Source organism: Corynebacterium suedekumii (assembly GCF_030252185.1).
In the GTDB taxonomy this organism is placed as follows: domain Bacteria; phylum Actinomycetota; class Actinomycetes; order Mycobacteriales; family Mycobacteriaceae; genus Corynebacterium; species Corynebacterium suedekumii.
The window spans coordinates 323,323-340,748 of record NZ_CP126970.1 but is presented as its reverse complement, the minus strand read 5'-3'; the positions used below and the strand labels follow the sequence as shown (position 1 = coordinate 340,748).

The window sequence follows — 17,426 nt, the reverse complement described above, 5'->3', positions numbered from 1 at the left end:
CGCTTCCCGACCCTTTTCACAAGCGGGAGCGCTAAGAGATAAGGAACCCGAAAGAAGATGGCGGTACCCATGACCGTTGTAGAAGATATCAGGAGACTCGACTCCCAGGGAGTCTCCGGCCGCGACATCGCCCGCCGACTCAACGTCAGCCGCGACTCGGTGGCCAAATACACCAGCATCGAGGACTTCTCCCCAACCCCGCCAACGATGAAACGTCCCGGATCGAAAGTCCTCGACGGACTCGAGGTCATCATCGACGGCTGGCTCGAGGACGATAAGAAACGCCCCCGCAAGCAACGCCACACCAGCCGACGCGTCTTCGACCGCCTGGTGGCCGAATACGACTACGCCGGCTCGTATTCACCTGTCCAGCGCTACATCAAAGCCTGGCGCCAGGCCCACCGCCAACCTGGTGACGGCTACATCGAACTGACCTGGGCACCCGGCACCGCCCAGGTCGACTTCGGGCAGGCAGAAGCCATCATCGACGGCGAACGTATGAACCTGCACATCCTCATCGTGACGTTCCCCTACTCGAACATGCGCTTCATCCAGGCCTACCGTGGGGAAACCGCGGAATGTGTCTGCCATGGGCTGCGCACCATCTTCGAACACATCGGGGGTGTGCCCGGGCAGCTGAACTTCGACAATGCCACCGGTGTCGGCCGACGCACCGGGGCCAAGGTCATCGAGTCGAAGCTGTTTGCCGCGTTCAAGCTGCACTACCGAACCTCAGCCCGCTACTGCAATCCCTACTCCGGTCATGAGAAAGGCAACGTGGAAAACGCCGTCGGGTTCCTGCGCCGCAACCTCATGGTCCCCGAACCTGTGGCCACCACCCTGACCGGACTCAACACCAACTTCCTCACCCGATGTCAGGATCTGGCGCTGACACCGCACTGGCGCAAACACCAACCCATCATCGAGCTGTTCGCCGAGGATCTCGCCGCCTGCCTGGACCTGCCCGGGGTCGGTTTTGATCCGGTGCGCTACGAATCCCGCAAGGCCGACAAGACCGGCACCATCACCGTCGACGACAACTTCTACCTCGCCGGCCCCTCCTTCGGCAGCAGGGCACTGACAGTGGCGATCCGCCATGACATCATCGACATCCTGGATGAGACCTCCCGCCCGGTGGTGACCTTCCCCAGATCCTATGACCACCAGGATCAGACGATCTTCACCCCCATATCCCTGCTGCCGGCGCTGATCGCCAAGCCCGGGGCCTGGACAAACTCACCCGTGCGCCCCCTGATGCCCGACACCGTCCGTGACGTGCTCGACGCCGCCGACGCCACCGACCGTGCCCGCATGCTGGCCGGCATCAACCAGGCCAGCACCGCCACCTCCTTCACCACCGCCATCACCGCCTGTGAACAGATGATCGCGGTGGGACAGGATCCCGCCGGCCCCGGACTGGGGATGCTCGCCCGCCGCATCGCCCACGGCACCGAGCCTGCCGCCACGGGCGTAGATCTGTCGATCTATGACCTGCTGCCGAAAACCACCCGGGCACACCTGTCCAACACTCAGGAAGTCCAGGTGGGGGGCATGACAGAACCGATCACCGCGGTCGACATCATCACCGCAGGGAAAGCCACCTCGCTGACCGCGACGGTGCTCGCGGAATGGGCTGAGAAAGGCACCCCGAAGCAACGCGAGTACCTCCACGGGCTGCTCATCGCCGAACAACACTCCCGCCACACAGCCCGTAGTACCCGGCTGTTACGCGCGGCGAAACTACCCATGATCAAGACCCTCGACGGTTACGACTGGACCAACATCGGCTTCCCTGCCGGCTACGGTCGGGATCAGCTGCGCTGTCTGGACTTCCTCGACACCGGTGGTGATCTGGTCTTCTACGGCGATGTCGGCACCGGGAAAACACATCTGGCCTGCGCGCTGGTCGCCCAGGCCTGCCAGGCGGGCATCCCCGCGAGGTTTTTCACCACCGCCTCCCTGGTTGCGCATCTTAGGCGGGCGAAAGACGCCGACAGGCTGGATAAGGAACTGGCCAGTCTGGCGAAGAATCGGCTGCTGGTCATCGATGAATTCGGCTATTTGCCTATCGATACCGAGGGCGCGAGATTGTTGTTCCAGGTCATCGCCGACGCCTATGAAAAGCGCAGTCTGATCCTGACGACGAACCTGGCGTTTTCCAAGTGGGGTGCCGTCTTCGGTGATGATCATATGGCCGCCGCGGTCATCGACCGGATCGTCCACCACGGCAGGCTCCTGCACTTCACGGGCGAGTCCTACCGCGTCAAGCATGCCCTGATGACCTGACGCTCACATGGCCGGAAAACCCGCTGAGGTGGCCGGGTTTTCCGCGCTCTTTTGGCAGGCAAAAAGTTGACAAAACACAGGCTGATGATCGATGAGGTCCTCTACGCCCGCCCTTACGGCTCAGAACAGGCCCGACGTGAGGCCCTGGCGGTGTGGGTGAACCACTACAACTACCATCGGCCTCATACCTCCTGCGGGGACGCCCCGCCGGCCTCGCTGGCCCCGGCACGAGTCAACAACGTCATGACCTCTTACAGCTAGGCGTACCCGGGGGAGTGTTGCTGCCCCTACGGTCTCGCCGTCACCTCCACATCTTCCCACGGGGCATCCTCGAGGACACCCGTGTCGGTGCGGCCGGCGAGTGTGTGCTCGAAGAAATCTGTGGTAGCGAAACGGATCACGTCGTGGGTCTCCTCGTCCTTGCCGGCCGAGGTCATCCCTGCCAGCGCCAGGAGCTGGTTCCCGTACGGGGCATCGGACAGGTCCGCATGCTTGCGGCCGGCCGCGGTGAGGTACCAGGCTGGCGCGCGGTTGGCCTCGTAGAGTGCGTGCTGACCCTCGGCGTATCGGGTGACCTCGTGTTCGGGCCAGTTCTCGGCCCGCATGTCCTCGGCAGGGCGGGTGATCCACAGTGCGGGCACGTCGAGTCCACGTTGGCTGGGGCCCGACCCCCGGAAAGTAGACACGGGGGATGTGATCAGGAAGCAGATCTCAGCGTAACAGGACATTGCTCTTCAAACACTGCTGGAGCGAGATACCCGCACCAGGAATGCCGACGCGTGGTGTTGTAGCGGGTACACCAGCGGAAAACATCTCGCCGGCACTGCAACTGATTGGCAAACGTCTTCGCGTCCTGGAGGACCTCACGCTTCAACGCGGCGTTGAAGGACTCCGCCAGGGCATTATCAGCGCTGCTGCCGATCGCGCCCATCGACTGCCGGATCCCCAGCGTTCTGCACGTCTCCTGGAACGCATGGGAAGTGTAGACACTGCCATGGTCCGAGTGAAAAATTGCGTCGTCGAGACTTCCGCGCTGACCCTTGGCCATCACCAGGGCGTCCTGGACCAGGGAAGTACGCATGTGATCGGCGATCGCGAAGCCGGCCAGCCGGCGGGAGAAACAGTCGATGACGGTGGCGAGGTACATATTCGACCCGTCCGCGATCGGCAGGTACGTGATATCGCCGACGTAGACCTGGTTTGGTGCCGGGGCGGTGAATTTCCTCCCCACCAGGTCCGGAAACACCGGCTTCCTCCCATCCGAGACAGTCGTGGTGACCTTGCGCTTCTTCGAGTAGCCAACCAGCTGCAACGAGCGCATGATCCGGGCGACTTTCTTGTGATTGACCGGGCTGCCGGGCGAGTCGTCGTTGAGTTGCGCCGTGATGCGTTTGGAGCCGTAGCAGCCGCGTTCTGCGGCGAACACGGCCTTGACCCGTGCGCCGAGGATCGCGTCGCTGAGCAGGCGTTGTGTCCTGGCGGAGGAGGTGTTTCTCCATTTGTAGTACGAGGACCGGTTGAGTTTCAGAACCTCACATAACCGCTTGACCGAATGGCTGTTCTTGGCGTCGTCAACGAACTGGAAGCGGATCACCAGGTCGTCTCTTCCGCAAAATATTTCGCGGCCTTGCGCAGAATATCGCGTTCCTCCCGGAGTCTGCGTACTTCTCGTTCCAGCTGGCGGATGCGTTCCGCTTCGGTCACCACGGTCGGTGTGTCAGAGCTGGAGGAAGAATCCGAGCTGCTGGTGCGGGCTCCGGTGCCGTATTTGCGGACCCAGATCTGGAGGGTGTTGCGGTTGACGCCGAGTTCGGCGGCGAGGGCGTTGATCGATACGCCGGGGGAATTCTCGTAGAGGGCGACCGCGTCGCGGCGGAACTCCTCGGTGTAGGTCTTGATCGGCATGGTGGCAGGTTACCTTTCCTCCCCGGCAGAAAGCCGGGTTGTCGGGTGTCTACCAAACAGGGGTCAGGTCCCTGGCCGTGCGAGACATGGGTGCGTCCAGCATCGCGCATGCCTTCACCCGCTGGTCTGTGGCGCACCACTGCGATGTGGTGAGCCCACCGAGTGACAGGCCGAATGCGCCCACCTGCTTGAGGTCAAGCCGTTCGGCGATCTCCGTCGGCAGCCCGCCGGGCAAATCGCCCGAGGCTAGCCGGTCCAGGACGACGCGAGGATCCTGAGCGAGGTAGTCGGCGATCCCGTCGGGATAGGAGACGCCGTCGAGGGTTGGGGCAGGTGAGACAGGGTCGATGGATTGGTCCACCAGCGGACGCACCACCGTGCTGCCGCCATAAGGGATGCGTCGCCCATCTTCCAGTAGGGCGGACGACACGGTCCCGGGCTGGTCGATGCCGATGACCGCGAAGCCGCGCGAGACGAGTTCCTCTACCTGGACCGTGTTCGACTGCCGGTAGCCCAGGTTCCCCGTCAGCACGAAGACGACCGGGAAACTGCCCTCTGCGATGGGCGCATCGGTGAGTGCGTGGGTTTGGGCGAGGGAGAGGTAGCCGAGGGTGGCGTGGGGCAGGCGGACTGCATCCAGTACGCCAGCGAACGCCTTGGCATCGCGGACGTAGGGCTCGGTTGGGCCCTGAATTGCGGTGGTGGGGTACCAGACCTGCACGGTGAGTGTCCGGGGATGGTCGCCGCTGGTGAATATCTCCGGTCGGTTCTCGTCCACCACCGTGAATACCGTCGTCCCGATGTGGTGCGGACCGGTCGGCCTCGGTAGAAAGTCCAGACGGAAGCAGAAGATGGCAACGAGCGCCGTCACGAGGATGACGAGGCCGAGCATCGTGAAGATGCGCCGCGCGCGATGACCGGTGTGGTGTCTCATGCCGGGGTGCCGCCGTCGAGCTGCGAAGACATGAGCGCGGCGACCTGTTCTTCCACCATTGTCAGCATCTGTGCGGCACGTTCCGGGGTCCAAGGCCGATTCGGGTCTGGCTCGAGGTGGGACAGTAGGACGCCGACGAGCTGGCGTTCCGGATCGGACCAGCCCTGGGCGCGAGACTGCCCGAAGAGGGCCACCGTGGTCCGGTCGTCGAGCAATGTGGGCTCGGGCAGGGCTCGCACGACGATCCCGGTCATCATCGACCCCGCGGCACTGCCGAGGCGGTAGAAGCCATCGTCACCGGTCAAGGGTGGGGTCAGCCGGTAATCGAGCAAGGTGCACAGACGGCCGTACACCTCGGTTCGACGGGCGTTGAACTCACCTTCGGCCCTCTGCAGCGCAGCGGCCACCTCTTCGGCAACACGACCAGCCGGAAGGCCGGGGTGCGCGGCAGAGAGGGAGAGGAACGTGCGCCAACGGGGCGAGCCAACGACGCGGCGCACATCCGCGTCCACGGCCGCGCGTAGACCCTCGACGACGACGTCACGCCGTCCCTGCTCTGTCCCCAGGGTGTCCTGGTGCTCGGCGATGACCTGCAGGATCCTCGTCAGGTCGTCAGGCGTCTCGGGGATCAACGAGGTGCGACGGACCGTCTCCACGAGCACGTCCGCCAGGAAGTCGTCTCGAGTGGACCAGCGGCGGTACGCGGTGGCACGTGAGACACCGGCTTCCTCGATCACCTTCTCCATGCGGATGTTGTCCAAGCCCACGGACATGCCTTCCGCCTCGATCCGTGTGACGGCAACGTCGATCATGCGCTGCGCGCCGGTCGCACGTCGTTCGGGCGGGGCTGTCGCTGCCGATAGGCCGGGGCTCTGTGTTGCGCGAATCATCATGTGGCATAGTGTCTCACGCGCAGGTGCGACATGGTGTGTCATTTGATTGGAGCAGACATGAGAGCGAGATGGATGACGGCGGTGGGGGTCATCGCCGTGGTGTTAGTGGTGCTGACGGCGTGGGTGCTGCTTAGGCCGTCACCCCACGCCGGAGACGAGGCCAAGTTGGAGCGATCCTTTAGCGGCTCTTCCGGAATCAGAGTGCATTGATCCGATCCTGAAGCCGGCCGGAGTGAATGAGTGACCGCAAGATGTAGTGCTTGAGGTTGCGGAAGCCCAGGGCGATCCCGCGCAGGTGCTCGAGGCGGCCGTTGATGGCCTCGACGGGTCCGTTGGAGGCACCCACGTCGAAGTAAGCGAGGATCTCGCGATGCCGTTTCCACAGTGAGCGACCGAGCTGCGCGAGCTCGGGCAACTCCGTTGGCACACCGGCCCGGATCGACTTGAGGAGCTTGTACATCGCGATCTTGCCCTCCCGCTTGCCCGAGGCCTCGTAGGCGGCGATGAGTCGCTGGTAGACGCCGTAGGTGACCTCCACCGCCGCGTGCGCATCATGGGCGGTGAACGCCTTGAACAGGCGGACCTTCTGCTTGTCGGTCAGCAGCTCAGCGCGGGTGCGCAGGATGCGGCGGATCCCGTACAGGGGGTCATCGGCCCGTCCCCGGTGCCCGGTGGTGGCCTGCTGGATCCGCTGGCGGCACACGGTGAGCTTGTCCGCGGCAAGATGCACGACGTGGAACGGATCCATCACCGTCCGTGCTGCAGGAACAGCTTTCGCCGCAGCGGAATGGTAGCCGGCGAAACCGTCCATCGTGACAACCTTGACTCGATCCCGAAACACCTGGTCACGGGCGTCCAGCCACTCGGTGAGCACCTTCGCCGAACGCCCCGGGACCATGTCCAACAGGCGGGACGGGCCAGTGCCGTCCACGACTGGGGTCAGGTCGACCAGCACGGTGACGAACGCACTGCTGCCGTCGCCGCGCACGTGCTTCCACTTGTGCTCATCGACACCGAGAACGCGGACGCCATCGAAGTGTCCGGGCTGCTCGTAGACCATCGCGCGAACCTCCGAGACCGCCAGGTCATTGACCAAATCCCACCCCAGCCCGAGGGCCTTGGCCACCGCGGACACGCTGGTGCGGTCGATCGCCAGACGCTGCAGGATCCAGCGGCTGCAACGGCGGGTGGTCTTGGCCCGCGGCTCAGCCAACGCCGGCATCCGCTGCTGGAAAATCCTCGTAGCGCACTCGGTGTTGTCGCAGGTGAAGCGCGGTACCCGCACGTGCAGTCTGGTGGGATGCCCGACGATCGGTAGATCCGTGACCTTCCGCTGGACGTGGTCCCGCAAACGGCCCGCCATCCCGCACTCGGCGCAGATCGGGTCGAGTGTGACCGGGGCGCAGAACAGGTGCGTGAGCTCGTCAGCCACAGCGGCGTCGGTGATGGTCACCCCGAGCTCGACGGTGCGGCAGATGGTGTCGGCGAGCAGGCTGGCGGTAGCGTTCAAAGCGGGTCCTGGGGATGCGAAGTGCTGGTGTAGGAACTTGCATCTTCACACGCCCCAGGACCCCTACATCTTGTGCCTCACCGCATCACCGGCGAACCCCAGCTATGCACTCCGGATCCGGAAGGGCCGGATGACGGCGGTGAGGGGCAGGTAGAAGCGTCGCCGCAGCCGCCGCAGGAACAGGGAGGTCATGCTTGTCGACGCCCCCGTCCCCACCCGCCGCAGCCAGGTCGCCGCGAGCGCGGACGGCCCAGGGTGAGCTGCCGACGAGGCGGGTCCGGCCGGCGCGGAGCAGGTCGGGTAAGCGGTGGCGTCGCAACGCGGGGAGCAGGCGGGCGGCGACGCCCAGGAGGGTCAGCGGGACCGGCCAGCCGGTGGCGACGCCGAGGAACAGGCCGGCCAGGAGGAATCCGGCGACCTGGATGAGGGACACCTGGTCGAGGCCGCGGAGTCGGCGGCGGGGGCGTTCGTGGTAGATCCAGCGCTGCTGGGACAGGGCGGCAAGTGGCAGGAGGCGTTCGCAGAGCCAGCCGGACAGCAGGAGCGCCACCACGGCGCAGGCCCCGGCCACCGGCGCGGGGACGGGGATGTCGGTGTGGGACATGAGCCACTGGAGGCCGGTCCAGCCGAATCCGGCGAGCATGGCGACGATGACCAGGGGGTAGAGCGCGGCCGAGACCGCCTCGAGGGCGCGGGTCATCCGAGCTCGATGACGTCGTGGCAGTGGGCGAGCACCGCGGGGGAGTGGGTGGCCACCACGATGACCGCGCCGTCGTCGGCGAGGGTGACCAGTTCGGCGCAGAGGACGTCGACCCAGTCGGCGTCGAGGTGGCGTTCGGGTTCGTCGATGACGATGACGTCGGCGGCGGCGGGTAGTTGGGAGGCGAGGAAGACGCGTTGGCGTTGGCCGGAGGAGAGCCAGGAGGGTGGGGCGTCGAGAAGCTCGGTCAGTGCCCACCGGTCGATGACCTCGGCGGTGGTCCCCATGAGGGTGAGGTGTTCGCCGACGGTGAGGTCGGGGTAGAAGGCGGGTTCGGCGATGCGGGTGACGGCGCCGGGGAGTCGGGTGAGACGGTGCCGGACAGCGGGTCGATCTCGCCGGCGATGGTGGACAGCAGCGTCGACTTGCCTGCGCCGTTGGGGCCGGCGAGACCGTGGAGGCCGGGGCCGAACTCCCGGGTGAGGTGACCGAGGGGGAGGTCGTGGCCGTAGGTGCAGTCGACGCGCAGCACGTTACTCCCAGCCGAAGAACCCGGCGACGACGTCGGCGGCGACGATGGCGTCGGTGCCGGGGCCGATGCTGGGCGGCAGGTCCTTGGGAGTGGGGACGACGTGGCCCATGCCGGTGATGCTCCACAGTTCGACCGGTGGGTGGCCGTCGCGGGACCAGGTGTCCACGGTGAGGGCGTCCTCGGCGCGGCGGGTGTGGTCGGCGTCGTCGAGGCCGTTGACGTCGGCGAAGTACTCGGCGGACTCGAACGCGGAGACGAGGACGCCGCGGGTGTGGGCGGGGTCGAGTCCGGCGACGCCGCCGTCGTAGTTGACGATGTGGTCGCCGGTGCCGTGGATCGCCAGGTAGGGGGTGGGGACGGGCTCGCCGAGGCCGTCGATGAGGTTGTCGGCGGCGGGCATGGTGGCGGCGAAGGTGGCGGCGCCGGCGAGGAGGCCGGGGGCGTCGTGAAGCAGGCGCAGCACCATCTGCCCACCGTTGGAGTAGCCGCAGGCGTGGATGTCGCCGATGTCGCGGCGGTCGCGGAGCTGGTCCACGATCGCGTGGGTGAAGCCGACGTCGTCGATGTCGAGATCGCGGGTGCGCTCCCGCAGGCCGCGGCGGGTGTCGTTGAAGTGGCGCTCAACGCCGTCGGGGTAGACCAGGATGGTGCCGGTGCGGGCGGCCATGTCGTCGAAGGTGCGGCCGGTGAAGTTGCGGGCGACGTTGCCGTTCTGCAGCGAGCCGTGGAAGTAGAACAGGACGTCGGGGCGGTCGCCGATGATGTCGGGGGTGACCACGGTGAAGATGCGGTCGCGGCCGCCGTGGCGCAGGGTGAGCCGTTCGGAGGTGTAGCTGGTCTGATCCGTCACGGGTCACCACTCTAGTGCCTGCTAGATTCGGGCACATGGTCAAACGCGCCCGCACCCTCGCCTCCCTGGCGGCTGAGCTGGGCGTCTCCCGTACCACCGTCTCCAACGCGTACAACCAGCCGGACCAGTTGTCGGCGGCGCTGCGGGAGAAGATCCTCGCGGCGGCGGCGGCGCGGGGTTATCCGGGGCCGGATCCGATGGCGCGCTCGATGCGGACGCGACGGGTGGGGGCGATCGGGGTGCTGCTCACGGAGCATCTGTCGTACGCGTTCGAGGATGTCGCGTCGGTGGATTTCCTCGCCGGCATGGCGGAGGCGACGTACGGCACGGATTCGGCCGTGACACTCATTCCGGCGGGCCCGGATGCGCGCGATGATGCGTCGACCCTGGTGGGGCGCGCGGTGGTGGACGGTTTCGTCGTCTATTCGGTGGCGTCGGGGGATGCGCACCTGGCGGCGGCGCAGGCGCGGCATCTGCCGGTGGTGCTGTGCGATCAGCCGAGCGACACGGACCTGCCGTTCGTGGGTATCGATGACCGTGCCGCCATCCGCCCCGCGGCCCGGGCGCTGCTCGAGGCGGGGCACCGGCGTATCGGCATCCTGTCGATCCGGCTCACCCGTCTCCGGCGGGACGGGTTCGTGCCCGCGGCCGACGTCGACGGCGCGGACCTGCACGTCCAGCGGGGTCGTGTGCTCGGGGCGCTCGACGAGTTCACGGCGGCGGGGATTGATCCGGGGCAGGTGCCCATCGTCACCCGGCACATCAACGACCAGCCCTCCTGTGTCGACGCTGCCCGCGAGCTGCTCACCACCCACCCGGATCTCACGGCCGTGCTGTGCACCACCGACTCCATGGCGTTCGGCGTCCTCGACTACGCCGCCGCCACGGGCCGCACGGTGCCGGCGGACCTGTCGGTCACGGGTTTCGACGGTGTCCGTTACGCCCTCCACCGGGGCCTGAGCACCGTCATCCAGCCGAACAAGGCGAAGGGCGCGGCCGCGGGCCGCATGCTCCAGGAGCTTATCGACGCTCGCGTCACCGACACCGAACCCTCCCTCGACGTCCCCCGGCGCATCCTGCGCACGACCTATCACGCCGGGTCGACGGTGGCCCCTCCCCGGAACTGAGGGTCCCGGCCGATGTGGGCCATGAGCCGGTCCACGACGGGGGCATCCTCGGCGACCGGGTGCGGCGGGCCGAACTGGCCGGTGGCCTGCAGCCCGTCACCCAGGGACTCGAGACCCGCGAGATTGCGGGCGGCGTAGTCGGCGTTGAGGTGGGCGTCATTGCCCTGGGAGCGGGCGAGGTCCCAGGTGTGCAGGAAGATGTCAGGGATGAGGAAGCCGCTGGTGGCCCGCGCGACGGTCTGCCCCTCATCGGGCCCGGCGGTGACGACGGCCTCCGCCCGGGCCGGGTCGGCGAGCAGGTCGGAGACGGCCGTGACGAAGCCGGCCCAGTCGGCCGCCGGATCGCCGGAGCGCGGGACCTCGAGGTCGATGTCCGCGTTGCGCAGGTTGGCGGGGTACCAGGTGAGCAGGTGGTCGACGATGTCGCGAGCGGCCCAGTCCGCGCACGGGGTGGGAGCGTCCCAGTCGGTGACGCGGGTGACCTCGCCGCTGAAGCCCGCGGCGACGACGCCGAAGCGGGCGGCGGGGTCGCGGGGGATGCCGAGGTGGTCCGCGCGGGCGTCGGCAAGCTCGGTGAGGACGCGGGCCACGTCCGGCAGGCCGTCGACGCGCATGGCGGCGGCGGTGTCCCCCTCACCGACCTTGACCCCCAGGTCCTGCGGGCGCAGGGCGTGGAAACCGTCCTCATCGGTGCGGTCGTCGCCGAGGAAGAGAGCGCGGTCGGGGGACAGGCGCCCGATCTCCGCGGCGATCCACGTCCCCTTCGTCACGTCGGCGACAGAGAACTCGATGATGTTCTTCCCGGGCGTCACCCGCGCCCCACCCGTGTCGATTCCCGCCGCCCGGGCGAGCAGCTCCGCCGCGACCTTCCGGTTCGCCACCGCCGCGACATGCGCCACCCGCTGGAACGGCTTGTGCTCCACCAGCGCACCCGGCGTGCCCGCCATGATCGGCTCGAGCTGGGCGGTGAGATGATCGAGGTGAGCCCGCATCTCATCGGTCAACTCCACCCCGTGGGAGGACTCCGCCCCGTGCGACCCCGCGAGGACCACCGGGTCACACAGCGTGCACACCTGCGTCAGCCCCTCGAGGTGGCGGCCGGACAGCACCGCGACATGCGTACCGGGCAATCCCGCCAGCCGGGTCAGCGCCGCCAGGGAATCACGGTTGACGGGCACGCGGTAGATGTCGGTGGAATGCCCGGCGAGGGTGCCGTCGAAGTCGGAGACCACCAGCAGACGGTCGGCGGTGGCGAGGTCCTTGATCTGTGGGTGCTGTGGGTTCATGGCCCCACTCTAAACAGCGGCCAGCCCGATCGCCGGGCGATCGACACCCTCGCCGCGCAGGGTGAGCACCAGCTCGGTGTCCGTGTCCTGCCGCAGATCGAACGTCGCGCCGGGCTCGAGCATGGTGGTGAGCAGCTCATGCGTCCAGGCGGCGGGGCAGTCCGCCGCGGGGACGTCGATCTCCAGGCGGTCGACGGTGACGGCGTCGGCGTCGGCGGCCTGCACGGTCTCACCGTCCCGGGTGAAGGTCACCGTCCCCTGGATCGGGGCGCACCCGGTCGACCCCGCGAGCGAGGCCTCCCCGAAGACGAGGGTGCCGCCGTCAGGGACCGCACTCGGATCACCCGGGGTGACCCACACGTCGGTGACCTGCCACGTCGAGCCGAGGACCGTCGGCTCCGGGGTGCCGCAGGCGACCAGGGAGCCGGCACCGGACACGGCCAGGAGCACCGCTGCCACAGCGCGCCTCATCGTCGGGCCTCCAGTGCCGTGAGGAAGGAGTCGGCCCAGCGGGTGACGTCGTGCTCATGCACCTGCCGGTGCATGGCGAGCATCCGCTCCCGCATCACCTCCGGCTGCTGGGCCAGACCAGTGACGGCGGTGGCCAACGCCCGCTTGATGGACTCCAGGTCGAAGGGGTTGCACAGGTTCGCCTGATGCAGCTCCACGGCCGCGCCGGCGAACTCGGAGAGCACCAGGGCGCCGGAGCCGTCACCGTGGCAGGCGACATACTCCTTGGCCACCAGGTTCATACCGTCCTTGAACGGGGTGACCAGCATGACGTCCGCCGCCTCGTAGTAGGTGCGCAGCTCATCCTTCGGCAGGGACTGGTGCAGGTAGTGCACCACCGGGTGACCGACGGACCCGAAGCGGCCGTTGATCCGGCCGACGGCCTCCTCCACCTGGGATCGGGCGACCTGGTACTGGTCGATCCGCTCGCGGGAGGGGGTGGCGATCTGGATGAGCACAACCTGGTCCGGATCGAGCGCCCCGGACTCGAGCAGCTCCTCGACGGCCAGCAGCCGCTGGAGGATTCCCTTGGTGTAGTCCAGGCGGTCCACCCCGAGGATCACCGTGGCCGGGTTTCCCAGGGACTCCCGCAGCTTCTCCACACCCCCCGGCTCCCCCGTCCCGAGCGAGCCCGGGTCGATGGAGATGGGGAACGCGCCGACCTGCGCGTCATCGATCTCCACGCCGGAGCGGCGGGCCAGGTCGAGGAAGTTCCGGGCCCCGGACTCGAGGTGGAAACCGATGAGGTCCGCCCCGCACAACCCGCGGATGATCTCCTCGCGCCACGGCAGCTGACGGAACAGGTCCGCACCGGGGAAGGGGATGTGCAGGAAGAAACCGATCCGCAGGTCGGGGCGCAGTTGACGGAGGATGCCGGGTAGCAGCTGCAGCTGGTAGTCCTGCACCCACACCGTCGCACCCTCGGCGGCGACCTCGGCGACCTCGGTGGCGAACCGCAGGTTGACGTCCCGGTACGCAGCCCACCAGTCGCGGTCGTAGACGGGGGTAACGATGAGGTCGTGGTACAGCGGCCACAACGTCGCGTTGGAGAACCCCTCGTAGAACCCCTCGAAGTCCGCGGCGGTGAGCCTCACCGGATGCAGCAGCACCCCGGCGTCGGTGCGGAAGGGCTCCGGAGCCTCGTCCGCGATCCCGGGCCAGCCGACCCAGCACCCCTGCTGGCGTTCCAGGACCGGGGAGAGCGCGGCGACGAGCCCACCCGGGCTGGGCGTCCAGGTGCGGGTGCCGTCGGGGGCGGTGTGCAGGTCAACCGGCAGGCGGTTGGCCACGACCACGAAGCTGTTGTCGCCGCTCATGACTGAAAGGGTCAGGCCTTCTTGGTGGTCTTCTTGGCGGTGGTCTTCTTCGTCGCCTTCTTGGTGGCCTTCTTCGTCGTCTTCTTCGCGGTCTTCTTGGTGGTCTTCTTCGTGGCCTTCTTCGCAGCCTTGCGGGTGCGCTTGGTGGCCTTCGGGGCGGCCTCCTCGGCCTCCGCGGCGACCTTCTTGTACACCAGGCCCTCCGGCTCGACGCCGAGCATGCACATCAGGGTCACACCGTCCAGGAAGTCCTCGGCGTAGGTGGCGACGATGCGGCGGGCCGCGGCGGCGGTCTCCGCCTCGACGGCGTGGAGAGCTTCGGGAGTCGGACGGGTATCTGTGACCTTGGGCGGCATGGATCCTCCTGGGAGTAGGTCGGGGAGTGAGGCGCACCTGATCAGGGCAGCTGACGGGCGCAATAGAGCACTTATTCTACGCTATGCCCGCGGGCCCGGCGCACCCGCCTCCGGGGACGCGGCTGCGCGGCCTGGGCCATCTGCTGGAACGTCACCCGGCGGGTGGCACGGAAATAACGGTAGGGGTTGAGCTTCGGCGGGCGGCGCAGGCGGCGGGCCACCCACTCGCCGAGGACCACACCCGCCGCCAGGCCACAGGCGATCGCCAGCGCGGTGGCGATGTTGGTGAAGCCGACGAGCATCTGCTCGTGCATCGCCGCGTACATGCCGCGGTAGACCGACAGACCTGGCAGGAACGGGGTGATGCCGGCGATGGCGGTGATGAGCGGCGGGATGAGGAAACGACGGGCGAGCAGACCACCGGCGAGGCCGATGACCACGGCGGCGACGGAGGCCGCGATGACGGAGCCGAAACCGTAGGGCACGAGGACGAAATGGTAGAAACCGGACCCCGCCAGGGCCGTGAGCGCGGAGATCGCCACCGAGGACCATTCCGCGTAACTGGCCACCGCGAACCCGGCCGCCGCCACCGCGCCGCTGATGACGCGGACCGTGACGGAGGTGAAGTTCGGCGCAGCGGTCGTCTCCAGGGGAGGCAGGGAAATGCCCAGCAGGGCCGTCAACGAGATGCCGATACCCACGCCGGCGACGATGGCACCGGTGAACAGGAGTGTCTCGAAGAAGCGTGCTGAGGCCGTCACCGGCGCCCCTGTGATCCCGTCCTGCAGCGACTGCACCAGCGTGAGACCGGCGAGCAGGACGATGATGCCCGACGCGATGATCTGCGACGGCGAGATCCGGAACCCCAGCTCCGCGGCCAGCGAGTAGATCACCGCCGCCGGCACCGTGGCCACGATCCCGCCGAAGACGTTCTGGAAGAACAACGGCAGCTGGTTGCGGCCCAGCCACGTGTTCATCGCCATGATGAGCACCGAGGTGACGAACGCGGTGAGCGCCACCAGCCAGCCACCGCCGAGCATGACGGCGACCGCGCCACCCATGACGCCCCAGCCCATGACCGCGGTCCACGCCCCGTACTCGGCGGGCTTGGCCGCGAGCTCGTCGAGGATCTTCTCGGCGACCTCCGGCGGGGTTGCACCCGCCTGAATGGAGCGGATGAGCCGGTCGACCTCGGAGAGCTTGGAGAAGTCCGTCGTCAGCGACCGCACCACCCGGAACACGTTGACCGGGGTCTTCCGGCCGTGCCCGATGGTGGTGAAGATCGTGATGGTGTTCATCGTGATGTCCACGTGGCAGTAGTGCAGGCCGTACGCGGAGGTCACCGCATGGATCTGCGCCTTGGTGTCCGAGTTGGACGTGCCGGAGGACAACAGGATGTCACCGATCCGGGCGGCCAGGTCCATGACGGCGGCCACCTGGGCGTGATCGGTGAGGTCGATCGGTGCCAGCGGGGAGGGCGGTGGGGCGGCCTTCGCGGCGTCGATCGTCGCGATGCGGCCGGAGCCGGCGAACAACGATCCGAGCTTCTCAAACATTCCGGACACGTGAGGAGACTAGCAGTCCGCGGCGGTTTCCGGAGCCGCGGGCCGCTCGGGTACCATCACACCAGCGGACCGGGTGTCCGCGACTGCTGGAGTGGCGCAATCGGTAGCGCAACGGTCTTGTAAACCGTAGGTTGCGAGTTCAAGTCTCGTCTCCAGCTCTCACGCCGCGGCGGCCCGGCCGTAGACTGGTTCCCGATCATCGGACCAGACTCAAGGAGCAGCAATGGCAGACATCAGGATCGCGATCGTCGGATACGGCAACCTCGGTAAGTCGGTGGAGAAGCTCATCAAGGCGCAGCCGGACATGACGCTCGCCGGCATCTTCTCCCGCCGCGAGACCCTGGACACGGATGCCGCCGTGTGGCCGGTCGCGGAGTTCGCCGACTACCGCGACCAGTTCGACGTCGCGGTGCTCTGTCTCGGCTCCGCCACCGACATCCCGGAGCAGGCGCCGGAGTTCATCCGCCACGCGAACACCGTGGACACCTACGACAACCACCGTGATGTCCCGCGCCACCGCGCCCAGATGGATGAGATCGCGAAGGAGAACGGCACCGTCGCCGTCGTCTCCACCGGCTGGGATCCGGGCATGTTCTCCCTCAACCGCACCATGGCGCAGGCCATCCTCCCGGGCGCGGCGCAGCACACCTTCTGGGGTCCGGGCCTGTCCCAGGGCCACTCCGATGCTTTGCGACGCATCCCCGGCGTCCACAAGGCCGTCCAGTACACCATTCCCTCTCCTGACGCCCTCGACGCCGCCCGCAAGGGCGAGGCCGGCCAGCTGACCGGCAAGGACGCCCACCTGCGTCGCTGCTTCGTCGTCGCCGACGAGGCCGACCACGAGCGCATCGAGAACGAGATCCGCACCATGCCGGACTACTTCGTCGGCTACCAGGTGGAGGTCAACTTCGTCGACGAGGCCACCTTCGACGCCGAGCACACCGGCATGCCCCACGGCGGCCACGTGGTCACCGCGGGGGATACCGGCGGGTACACCGAGACCATCGAGTACACCCTCGAGCTGGACCGGAACCCGGACTTCACCGCCGCCGTCGCGCTGGCCTACTCCCGGGCAGCCCACCGGATCACCGAGCCGGGCGCCTACACCGTCCTCGAGGTCGCGCCCTACCTCATCTCTCCGGATTCGCTCGACGATCTCATCGCCCGCGACGTGTAGTCCTGCATTCACCTCCGGAACACCGCCGTCCATGGGGGTTGGCGGTCACGTTCCGGAGGTGAAGGCAGTTTCCGGGAACCTCCGGGCCGTCGGTGGGGTCTGAGTGGGGGAAGGGGGAAGCCATGACGACATTGCCGGACGGTCGGTAGGTGTTCACCACGCGGGAGCTCGCGGAGGCCTGTTCACCTCCGACCGGCCCACCGGTCCGGTGGTGCTCCGGGCGTTGGCGCACCAGAATCCGTATGGTGCAGCTGCGCATGAACAGGCGGGTGAGTACCCCCGGTGAGCGTGCACGTGCCGCGGAACCGGGAGTTCAGGTCGATCATCGCCCCTTCGAGGTCAACGACGGACTCCGCATTGCCACGCCCCTGCGCACTGCCCTCGATGTCCCCGTGAAGGTGGATCAGTATGCGGTGCGGGAGATCGAGCGCCGCGACCGGGGGCGCCGGGGGAGAGGCGTTGGAGGAGGACCTGCTGAC

The 17,426-nt window shown here is 67.5% G+C and carries 17 protein-coding genes, 1 tRNA gene and 3 pseudogenes; 6 read left to right on the top strand and 15 right to left on the bottom strand.

The features are described from left to right. Positions 1-69: 69 nt before the first annotated feature. From istA to QP029_RS01695, 3 genes and pseudogenes are all read left to right on the top strand, one after another. Positions 70-1,497, top strand: a pseudogene (gene istA / locus QP029_RS01705) (IS21 family transposase); the annotation flags it as partial. Positions 1,498-1,551: 54 nt separating this feature from the next. Continuing rightward, positions 1,552-2,286 carry an IS21-like element helper ATPase IstB gene (gene istB / locus QP029_RS01700; RefSeq protein ID WP_284876123.1) on the top strand — a complete coding sequence of 245 codons (735 nt, stop codon included), beginning with the start codon at positions 1,552-1,554 and terminating at the stop codon, positions 2,284-2,286. 78 nt (positions 2,287-2,364) lie between these two features. Beyond that, positions 2,365-2,547, top strand: a pseudogene (locus QP029_RS01695) (integrase core domain-containing protein); the annotation flags it as partial. 26 nt (positions 2,548-2,573) lie between these two features. On the opposite strand, the gene QP029_RS01690 reads toward QP029_RS01695, so the two are convergent. From QP029_RS01690 to QP029_RS01650, 9 genes are all read right to left on the bottom strand, one after another. After that, the gene (locus tag QP029_RS01690; protein WP_284875169.1) at positions 2,574-2,927 is read right to left on the bottom strand and encodes a hypothetical protein; all 354 of its coding nucleotides are present in this window, start codon (positions 2,925-2,927) and stop codon (positions 2,574-2,576) included. Between the two features lie 56 nt (positions 2,928-2,983). Then, a protein-coding gene (locus QP029_RS01685) for an IS3 family transposase (protein ID WP_284874951.1) occupies positions 2,984-4,191 on the bottom strand; the annotation gives its coding sequence in 2 pieces (ribosomal slippage) (positions 2,984-3,891 and positions 3,891-4,191; 1,209 coding nt in all). A gap of 49 nt (positions 4,192-4,240) precedes the next feature. Beyond that, positions 4,241-5,125 (bottom strand): alpha/beta hydrolase, encoded by an 885-nt coding sequence (locus QP029_RS01680; RefSeq protein WP_284875168.1) that lies wholly within the window; start codon positions 5,123-5,125, stop codon positions 4,241-4,243. Beyond that, positions 5,122-6,018, bottom strand: coding sequence for a TetR/AcrR family transcriptional regulator (locus tag QP029_RS01675; protein WP_284875167.1), 897 nt, complete (start codon positions 6,016-6,018; stop codon positions 5,122-5,124). The genes QP029_RS01680 and QP029_RS01675 overlap by 4 nt, the downstream gene beginning before the upstream one ends. A 196-nt stretch (positions 6,019-6,214) precedes the next feature. Beyond that, positions 6,215-7,528, bottom strand: a complete 1,314-nt coding sequence (locus tag QP029_RS01670) for an ISL3 family transposase (RefSeq protein ID WP_284874921.1) — start codon at positions 7,526-7,528, stop codon at positions 6,215-6,217. 85 nt (positions 7,529-7,613) lie between these two features. Then, positions 7,614-8,228 carry a hypothetical protein gene (locus tag QP029_RS01665; protein ID WP_284875166.1) on the bottom strand — a complete coding sequence of 205 codons (615 nt, stop codon included), beginning with the start codon at positions 8,226-8,228 and terminating at the stop codon, positions 7,614-7,616. Next, a complete protein-coding gene (locus QP029_RS01660) occupies positions 8,225-8,515 on the bottom strand; it encodes an ABC transporter ATP-binding protein (protein WP_284875165.1) in 291 nt (96 codons plus the stop codon). Before QP029_RS01660 ends, QP029_RS01665 begins: the two co-directional genes overlap by 4 nt. After that, positions 8,476-8,760 carry an ATP-binding cassette domain-containing protein gene (locus QP029_RS01655; RefSeq protein WP_284875164.1) on the bottom strand — a complete coding sequence of 95 codons (285 nt, stop codon included), beginning with the start codon at positions 8,758-8,760 and terminating at the stop codon, positions 8,476-8,478. Before QP029_RS01655 ends, QP029_RS01660 begins: the two co-directional genes overlap by 40 nt. Position 8,761: 1 nt before the next feature. After that, the gene (locus QP029_RS01650) at positions 8,762-9,610 is read right to left on the bottom strand and encodes a CE1 family esterase (protein WP_284875163.1); all 849 of its coding nucleotides are present in this window, start codon (positions 9,608-9,610) and stop codon (positions 8,762-8,764) included. A 35-nt stretch (positions 9,611-9,645) separates the two neighbouring features. Between QP029_RS01650 and QP029_RS01645 the strand changes: the two genes are divergently transcribed. Then, on the top strand, positions 9,646-10,737 hold the full coding sequence (locus tag QP029_RS01645) for a LacI family DNA-binding transcriptional regulator (protein WP_284875162.1): 1,092 nt from the start codon (positions 9,646-9,648) through the stop codon (positions 10,735-10,737). On the opposite strand, the gene QP029_RS01640 is transcribed toward QP029_RS01645, so the two are convergent. From QP029_RS01640 to thrE, 6 genes and pseudogenes are all read right to left on the bottom strand, one after another. After that, positions 10,701-11,147 (bottom strand): DinB family protein, encoded by a 447-nt coding sequence (locus tag QP029_RS01640; RefSeq protein WP_284876122.1) that lies wholly within the window; start codon positions 11,145-11,147, stop codon positions 10,701-10,703. The genes QP029_RS01645 and QP029_RS01640 overlap by 37 nt on opposite strands. A 141-nt stretch (positions 11,148-11,288) precedes the next feature. Next, positions 11,289-12,023: pseudogene (gene otsB / locus QP029_RS01635) on the bottom strand (trehalose-phosphatase); the annotation flags it as partial. Positions 12,024-12,032: 9 nt separating this feature from the next. Further along, positions 12,033-12,494 carry a hypothetical protein gene (locus QP029_RS01630; protein ID WP_284875161.1) on the bottom strand — a complete coding sequence of 154 codons (462 nt, stop codon included), beginning with the start codon at positions 12,492-12,494 and terminating at the stop codon, positions 12,033-12,035. Next, entirely contained in the window at positions 12,491-13,849 is a 1,359-nt protein-coding gene (locus tag QP029_RS01625; protein WP_284875160.1) for an alpha,alpha-trehalose-phosphate synthase (UDP-forming), read from the bottom strand. Before QP029_RS01625 ends, QP029_RS01630 begins: the two co-directional genes overlap by 4 nt. An 11-nt stretch (positions 13,850-13,860) precedes the next feature. After that, complete coding sequence (locus QP029_RS01620) at positions 13,861-14,205, bottom strand: hypothetical protein (RefSeq protein WP_284875159.1); 345 nt, start codon at positions 14,203-14,205, stop codon at positions 13,861-13,863. A 71-nt stretch (positions 14,206-14,276) separates the two neighbouring features. Next, positions 14,277-15,761, bottom strand: coding sequence for a threonine/serine exporter ThrE (gene thrE / locus QP029_RS01615; protein ID WP_284876121.1), 1,485 nt, complete (start codon positions 15,759-15,761; stop codon positions 14,277-14,279). A 94-nt stretch (positions 15,762-15,855) separates the two neighbouring features. On the opposite strand from thrE, the gene QP029_RS01610 reads away from it, so the two are divergent. Together QP029_RS01610 and QP029_RS01605 are read left to right on the top strand one after the other, a co-directional pair. After that, positions 15,856-15,928 (top strand) — tRNA-Thr (locus QP029_RS01610). 65 nt (positions 15,929-15,993) lie between these two features. Continuing rightward, positions 15,994-16,947 carry a diaminopimelate dehydrogenase gene (locus QP029_RS01605; RefSeq protein WP_284875158.1) on the top strand — a complete coding sequence of 318 codons (954 nt, stop codon included), beginning with the start codon at positions 15,994-15,996 and terminating at the stop codon, positions 16,945-16,947. Positions 16,948-17,426: the final 479 nt, after the last annotated feature.